Below are 419 nucleotides of genomic sequence, written 5' to 3'. Positions count from 1 at the left end.
GATGTCGTAGCGGTGTGCCTGCCGCGCAGCCCGGAGCACACAGCCGTCACGCTCGCCGCTGCACTTATCGGCGCCATTTGGGTGCCGATCGATGCGAGCTCGCCGGAAGATCGCCTGCACTATCTGCTGACCAATTGCCGCCCGGCCATSATCGTTGCCCRTWSCGTTCCKSAAGGATTCGACGCTGTCGGTCCCGAGGAGCTTCTCGCAGCGCCAGCCGCCTCCGGCGTGCCSGTTAACGCGGYGGAACTGGCGRYACTTTCAGCAAGCGAAGCACCCGCTTATTACCTCTAYACYTCCGGYACSACWGGCAARCCGAAATGCGTCGTGCTCTCTAACAGGGCCACGGCCAATGTCATCGGCAGCACGCTTTCGGAATGGGCGGTGACGGAAAATGACGTCTTCATCTCCGTCACGCC

Annotated in this window: 1 protein-coding gene; it reads left to right on the top strand. The window is 62.5% G+C overall.

Translation table 11 applies throughout. The features are described from left to right. On the top strand, nt 1–419 hold a 419-nt coding region (locus tag AB4Z23_RS28715; RefSeq protein WP_441361341.1), incomplete at both ends, for an AMP-binding protein.

Origin of the sequence: Agrobacterium sp. MCAB5 (genome assembly GCF_052114365.1) — a bacterium.
Lineage (GTDB): Bacteria > Pseudomonadota > Alphaproteobacteria > Rhizobiales > Rhizobiaceae > Agrobacterium > Agrobacterium tumefaciens.
The sequence above is the reverse complement of the archived record's forward strand: the minus strand, read 5'-3'. Positions and strand labels throughout refer to the sequence as shown.